Origin of the sequence: Variovorax soli NBRC 106424 (assembly GCF_001591385.1) — a bacterium.
GTDB lineage: Bacteria > Pseudomonadota > Gammaproteobacteria > Burkholderiales > Burkholderiaceae_C > Variovorax > Variovorax soli.
Window position 1 is genome coordinate 1 of record NZ_BCUU01000177.1, and the last position, 5,503, is coordinate 5,503.

8 protein-coding genes are annotated in these 5,503 nt (G+C 70.0%); 5 read left to right on the forward strand and 3 right to left on the reverse strand.

The features are described from left to right. Window positions 1-229, reverse strand: a 229-nt coding sequence (locus VSO01S_RS25830; RefSeq protein WP_153305446.1) for a DUF4124 domain-containing protein, incomplete at its 3' end; no start/stop codon positions are given. A gap of 93 nt (window positions 230-322) precedes the next feature. Between VSO01S_RS25830 and VSO01S_RS25835 the strand changes: the two genes are divergently transcribed. From VSO01S_RS25835 to VSO01S_RS25855, 5 genes are all read left to right on the forward strand, one after another. Beyond that, window positions 323-1,516 (forward strand): MFS transporter, encoded by a 1,194-nt coding sequence (locus tag VSO01S_RS25835; RefSeq protein WP_068645623.1) that lies wholly within the window; start codon window positions 323-325, stop codon window positions 1,514-1,516. Between the two features lie 107 nt (window positions 1,517-1,623). Continuing rightward, window positions 1,624-2,205 carry a DJ-1/PfpI family protein gene (locus tag VSO01S_RS25840; protein WP_068645624.1) on the forward strand — a complete coding sequence of 194 codons (582 nt, stop codon included), beginning with the start codon at window positions 1,624-1,626 and terminating at the stop codon, window positions 2,203-2,205. A gap of 54 nt (window positions 2,206-2,259) precedes the next feature. Then, complete coding sequence (locus VSO01S_RS25845; RefSeq protein ID WP_068645625.1) at window positions 2,260-2,652, forward strand: ribbon-helix-helix domain-containing protein; 393 nt, start codon at window positions 2,260-2,262, stop codon at window positions 2,650-2,652. Window positions 2,653-2,751: 99 nt separating this feature from the next. Continuing rightward, window positions 2,752-2,994: a DUF3820 family protein gene (locus VSO01S_RS25850; RefSeq protein ID WP_068645626.1), complete on the forward strand. Its 243-nt coding sequence runs from the start codon at window positions 2,752-2,754 to the stop codon at window positions 2,992-2,994. Between the two features lie 33 nt (window positions 2,995-3,027). Beyond that, window positions 3,028-4,482, forward strand: coding sequence for an NAD-dependent succinate-semialdehyde dehydrogenase (locus VSO01S_RS25855; RefSeq protein ID WP_068645627.1), 1,455 nt, complete (start codon window positions 3,028-3,030; stop codon window positions 4,480-4,482). Window positions 4,483-4,598: 116 nt separating this feature from the next. Here the strand turns inward: VSO01S_RS25855 and VSO01S_RS25860 are convergent, their stop codons facing one another. Beyond that, a complete protein-coding gene (locus VSO01S_RS25860) occupies window positions 4,599-4,886 on the reverse strand; it encodes a hypothetical protein (protein ID WP_068645628.1) in 288 nt (95 codons plus the stop codon). A 178-nt stretch (window positions 4,887-5,064) separates the two neighbouring features. Then, window positions 5,065-5,503: hypothetical protein (locus VSO01S_RS27635; protein WP_161944480.1), on the reverse strand; the 439-nt coding region annotated here is incomplete at its 5' end.

Sequence of the window (5,503 nt, forward strand, 5' to 3'; positions counted from 1 at the left end):
CCTCGCGGGCGGCTCGCGCGCGATCGCCTTGCGGGTCGGGCAGCACGCTCACCGGCTCCTGCGTGGACACGCGCTGCGGCCTGGTGCCCGGCGGGCAGCTGCTGTCGGTGTAGCTCACCTTGCCGGCCGCGTCTTCGCAGCGCAGCACTTCCGCGCCGGCGCCCGTCGCCGCGCTTGCAGCCAGCACGGCGAGGGTCGCGACAAGAAGCAGGCGAGGTGCAGCACGCATGCCTTGCATTTTGCACTTGGGCCTGGCTGCGCGCGAGCGCGCGCTAGAGTCGGCCATCCCGTCGTCCCGGCCGCAGGGCCTTTTTCTTCAGGCATGCAGTTTCGCCGCCAATCCGCCGTCATCGTCGCCCTGGGCATCAACCAGATCCTGGCCTTCGCGTCGTCCTTCTACCTGCCGGCCGTGCTGGCCGTGCCCATGTCGCGGGAACTGGGCGTTGCCAGCTCGACCGTCTTCGCGGCCTTTTCCGTGGCCTTGCTGATGTCCGCGTTCGTGGGCCCGCACGTCGGCCGCACCTTCGACCGCTTCGGCGGCCGGCCGATCCTGGTGGTGACCAGCGTCGTCTTCGCCCTCGCCCTGCTGCTGCTCGGCAGCGCACGCAACCCGGCCTGGATGTTCGCGGCCTGGGCGCTGCTGGGCGTGGCCATGTGCAGCGGCCTGTACGAGGGCGCGTTTGCCACGCTCGTGCGCCTCTACGGCCACGATGCACGCGGCGCCATCACCGGCGTCACGCTGTTCGGCGGATTCGCCAGCACCGTGGGCTGGCCGCTCAGCGCCTGGATGGCGTCGCAGTTCGGCTGGCGCGGCGCCTGCTACGGCTGGGCGCTGCTGCAGTTGCTGGTGGCACTGCCCCTGCATGCCCTGCTGCCCACGGGAGCCGCCACGCCGGCGCATTCGCCGCGCCCTGCCGGCGAGCAGGCGCCACCGGCCTTGCCGACGGCCACCGAGGGCACGGCCACGCGCGCCACGCTGCTGCTGGCCCTGGTGTTCTCCGTGGTCGTTTTCAACAGCACCGCCATGGCCTCGCACCTGCCCGGTTTGCTGGTGATTGCGGGCGCCTCGGTCGCCTCGGCCGTGGCGGTGGCGGCCCTGGTGGGGCCGGCGCAAGTGGCCGGGCGCGTGCTGGAGTTCGGCGTGCTGGGCAAGCTGCATCCGCTGCTGTCGGGGCGGCTGGCGGCACTGGCGCATCCGGCCGGGGCGGCGCTGCTCGCGCTGGCGGGCGCGCCGGCCGCTGCCGCCTTCGTGATCATCCACGGCACCGGCAACGGCATCCTGACCATCGCCAGGGGCACGCTGCCCCTGGCCCTGTTCGGTGCGGCCGGCTACGGCAAGCGCCAGGGCCTGCTGATGGTGCCGGCGGGCATGGCGCAGGCGGCGGCGCCATGGCTCTTCGGCCTGTGCATCGAGCGCTGGGGCCTGGGCTCGCTGTGGATTTCCAGCGCGCTGGCGCTGCTGGCCTTCGGTGCGCTGATGCTGCTGCGGGCGCCCGCCCGGTCGTTGCAGGCCTGAGGGCTGTCACAACCCATTGCTACCACCCAGGCGGCGCATCTCCCAACAATGACGCTTGCGGGCCCGTCCCGCATCCTGCCCGTTGTTGTACTAGAGGAGACACATCCATGCCCCGCAAGATCCTGATGCTGTGCGGCGACTACGCCGAAGACTACGAAACCATGGTGCCCTTCCAGGCCCTGTCCGCCGTGGGCCACACGGTCCATGCGGTGGCGCCGGACAAGAAGGCCGGCGACTGGGTCTACACGGCGGTGCACGACTTCGAGGGCGCGCAGACCTACAGCGAGAAGCCCGGCCACCGCTTCACGCTCAATGCCACCTTTGCCGAGGTGCGGCCGGAGAGCTACGACGCCCTCGTCATTCCCGGCGGCCGCGCGCCCGAGTACCTGCGCATGAACGCCCGCGCGGTGGAGATCACGCAGCACTTCCTGGCCGCCGACAAGCCCCTGGCCGCGGTCTGCCACGGCGCCCAGCTGCTGGCCGCCACCGGCCTCATCAAGGGCCGCAAGGTGTCGGCCTACCCGGCCTGCCAGGTCGAGGTGGAACTGGCAGGCGCCGAGTACATGGGCATCGCGGTGGACCAGGCCGTGACCGACCGCAACCTGGTCACCGCGCCGGCCTGGCCCGCGCACCCGGCCTGGATCAGCCAGTTCCTGAAGGTGCTGGGCACGCGCATCGAAGAAGGCTGAGCGGGCCTGCAGGCGCGCTGTAAAGTGCGCCATCCACCCACGGAGCGTGCCGCCATGTGCGAAGTCTTCATCAGCGCCGACCCGCAAAGCTACGAGAGCCGCACCCGCTCGGTGCGGCTGCACGGCGTGGTCACCAGCATCCGGCTCGAGAACCTGTTCTGGCAGGTGCTGGAGGAAATCGCCGCGCGCGACGGCATGGGCGTGGTGCAGCTCATCGAGAAGCTGTACGACGAGCTGGTGGCCGCGCGCGGCGAAGTCGTCAGCAATTTCGCCTCGTTCCTGCGGGTGTGCGCGCTGCGCTACGAGGCGCTGCTGGCTCAGGGCCGCATTCCGGGCGACACCGGCGTCGCGATCCGCTCGCTGGACGCGCAGGCCGTGCTGCATGCCCTGCCGCAGGGCTGGGGCCGCCCGCTGCGGCAGCAACAGGGCGTTGCCGTCGCGGCCTGAACCAGGCCCTGGCCTGCGCGGCTTTGCCGGCCCGCCTATGATGGCGGGCAGAGATCGCCCTTTCCCCTCCCCTTTCGCGCGCCCTTCCCCCAGCCTGAGATGAAGCCGGAAGACCTCGAACGTCTGGTCAGCCTTGAGATGCCTTTCGGCAAGCACAAGGGCTGCCTGATCGCCGACCTGCCCGGCAACTACCTCACCTGGTTCGCGCGCGAGGGCTTCCCCAAGGGCGAGATCGGCCGGCTCCTGCAGCTCATGCACGAGATCGACCACAACGGACTCAAGCCCCTGCTGGCTCCGCTGCGCGACAGGAACAAGGCGCGCAGCCGCCCGGCCGGAACCTGAACCTCTTTTCAGATCAACCTTGGAGACCCCCGCATGACGACGACGGCAACGACGAGCTACCCCGACACCCGCCTCTTGATCAACAACGAATGGTGCGACGCGGCCAGCGGCAAGACGCTGGACGTGTTCAACCCGGCCACCGGCAAAGTGATCGGCAAGGTGGCGCACGCCGGCATTCCCGACCTGGACCGCGCCCTGGAAGCCGCGCAGAAGGGCTTCCAGGTCTGGCGCAAGACGCCGGCCAACGAGCGCGCCGCCATCATGCGCAAGGCCGCCGGCCTGCTGCGCGAGCGCGCCGACGCCATCGGCCGCATCCTCACGCAGGAACAGGGCAAGCCTTTTGTCGAGGCGCGCGGCGAGGCCGTTGCCGGCGCCGACATCATCGAATGGTTCGCCGACGAGGGCCGCCGCACCTACGGCCGCATCATTCCCTCGCGCAACCTGGCGGCGCAGTCGCTGGTGATCAAGGAGCCGGTCGGTCCGGTCGCGGCCTTCACGCCCTGGAACTTCCCCATCAACCAGATCGTGCGCAAGATCGGCGCGGCGCTGGCCAGCGGCTGCTCCTTCCTGTGCAAGGCACCTGAAGAAACGCCGGCCTCGCCCGCCGCGCTGCTGCAGTGCTTCGTCGACGCCGGCATTCCCGCCGGCGTGGTGGGCCTGGTGTACGGCAACCCGGGCGAGATCTCCAGCTACCTCATTCCGCACCCGGTCATCCGCAAGGTGACCTTCACCGGCTCCACCCCGGTGGGCAAGCAGCTGGCCGCCCTGGCCGGCCAGCACATGAAGCGCGCCACCATGGAGCTGGGCGGCCACGCCCCGGTGATCGTCTGCGCCGACGCCGACCTGAAGCTGGCCGTGAAGGCCGCCGGCGCCGCCAAGTTCCGCAATGCCGGCCAGGTCTGCATCTCGCCCACGCGCTTTCTGGTGCACAACAGCGTGCGCGCCGAGTTCGCGAAGCTGCTCACGGCGCAGGCCGAAGGCCTGAAGGTGGGCGACGGCCTGGCCGAAGACACCCGCATGGGCCCGCTGGCCAACCCGCGCCGCCTGAGCGCCATGGCCAAGATCCTGGAAGACGCCCGGGCCGTGGGCGCCAAGGTGCTGACCGGCGGCGAGCGCATCGGCGATGCCGGCAACTTCTTCGCGCCCACCGTGCTGGACGAAGTGCCGCTGAACGCCGACGTGTTCAACAACGAACCCTTCGGCCCCATTGCCGCCATTCGCGGCTTCGACAGCCTGGACGAGGCCATCGCCGAAGCCAACCGCCTGCCCTACGGCCTGTCGGGCTATGCCTACACCAGCTCGATCAAGAACGCGCACCAACTGATGCAGGACGTGGAAGTGGGCATGCTGTGGATCAACCAGCCGGCCACGCCCACGCCCGAGGCGCCCTTTGGCGGCGTGAAGGATTCGGGCTATGGCTCCGAAGGCGGCCCGGAGGCGATGGAAGCCTACCTGGTGGCCAAGGCGGTGATGATGACGGCGGCCTGATCGGCTGCCCGGCGAGTCACTCCCCGACCCAAAGAAGCGCGGCGCGAGCCGCGCTTTTTTTTCGCCTGCGCGGCGCACAGACTGGCCGCTCCCGATCGCCGTCGCTCTCGGGGCTATCAGAACGTAGGCGCCTGGGCCTGAGCCACCTGGGGCTGCTGCATGAGACCCTTTTGTTCTTCGGCGAATCGATCGCCGAAGTACATCTGGAACTGCTCGCGCAGCGAACCTCCGGCCAGGGACGCGCGCGCCTGCTGGCCGTCGCCGTCCGGATTCGAGGCCGCCTGGATCAGCGTGACGGCGGTCGGCTGCTGGGACTCGTCGCAACCGGCGAGCAGCCCCGATGCCAGGACCGCGGTCATCGCGGCCGCGCGGCAAACGACATGGAGTGCTGGAGAGACCGGCATGCCAACTCCTTTTCGCGGCGCCGATGAGGAATGGGTGAATGCCTGCATGCACCCGCTGGCGGCACCGCCACGCCAGGGCCTCCAAGGTAGGGCAGGCGCCGCAGGCAAACAACGCACGATTGGGGGTTGACTGCCTCTTGCCCCTTGCGACGCCGTGGGCTTGCTGCTGAGTTTTTATTCAGCGCACCTCGATCTCCACCTGCGGCAGGCCGGGCGTTGCGGCGCTGCTCGCGCGGATCAGCTTCTGTCCGTCCCGATAGAACTGCCAGCAGCCGCTGTCGGGCCGGCGCGCCTGGTTGGGCTGCATGGGCGGCGCAGTATTGAAGCGAACGCACAGGCTGCCGTCGTCCTTGAGCTCCCACCGGCCCGAGCCGTTGACGCCCGCGCGGCCGACCGCCTGGCTGTTGTAGTAGATCAAGCCGCTGCTGCGCAGGTCCCAGCGCTGCACTTCCTGCGGGCTGCCGTCCTCGAAGCTGTGCGACTTGCCGACGATCAGCTGCTGGATTTCGTCGCGGGGCAGGTATCGGCGCGGCGGGGTGCCAGGTGCCTCGGTGCGCGCGGCGGGTGGGGCGACGGCTACCTGCTGGGCTGGCGATGGCGCAGTCGACGGCGCGGCT

Coding starts and splice junctions, on each gene's coding strand:
- VSO01S_RS25840 (WP_068645624.1), top strand. CDS start 1,624: ATGCCCCGCAAGATCCTGATGCTGTGCGGCGACTACGCCGAAGACTAC.
- VSO01S_RS25850 (WP_068645626.1), top strand. CDS start 2,752: ATGAAGCCGGAAGACCTCGAACGTCTGGTCAGCCTTGAGATGCCTTTC.
- VSO01S_RS25855 (WP_068645627.1), top strand. CDS start 3,028: ATGACGACGACGGCAACGACGAGCTACCCCGACACCCGCCTCTTGATC.
- VSO01S_RS25860 (WP_068645628.1), bottom strand. CDS start 4,886: ATGCCGGTCTCTCCAGCACTCCATGTCGTTTGCCGCGCGGCCGCGATG.
- VSO01S_RS25835 (WP_068645623.1), top strand. CDS start 323: ATGCAGTTTCGCCGCCAATCCGCCGTCATCGTCGCCCTGGGCATCAAC.
- VSO01S_RS25845 (WP_068645625.1), top strand. CDS start 2,260: ATGTGCGAAGTCTTCATCAGCGCCGACCCGCAAAGCTACGAGAGCCGC.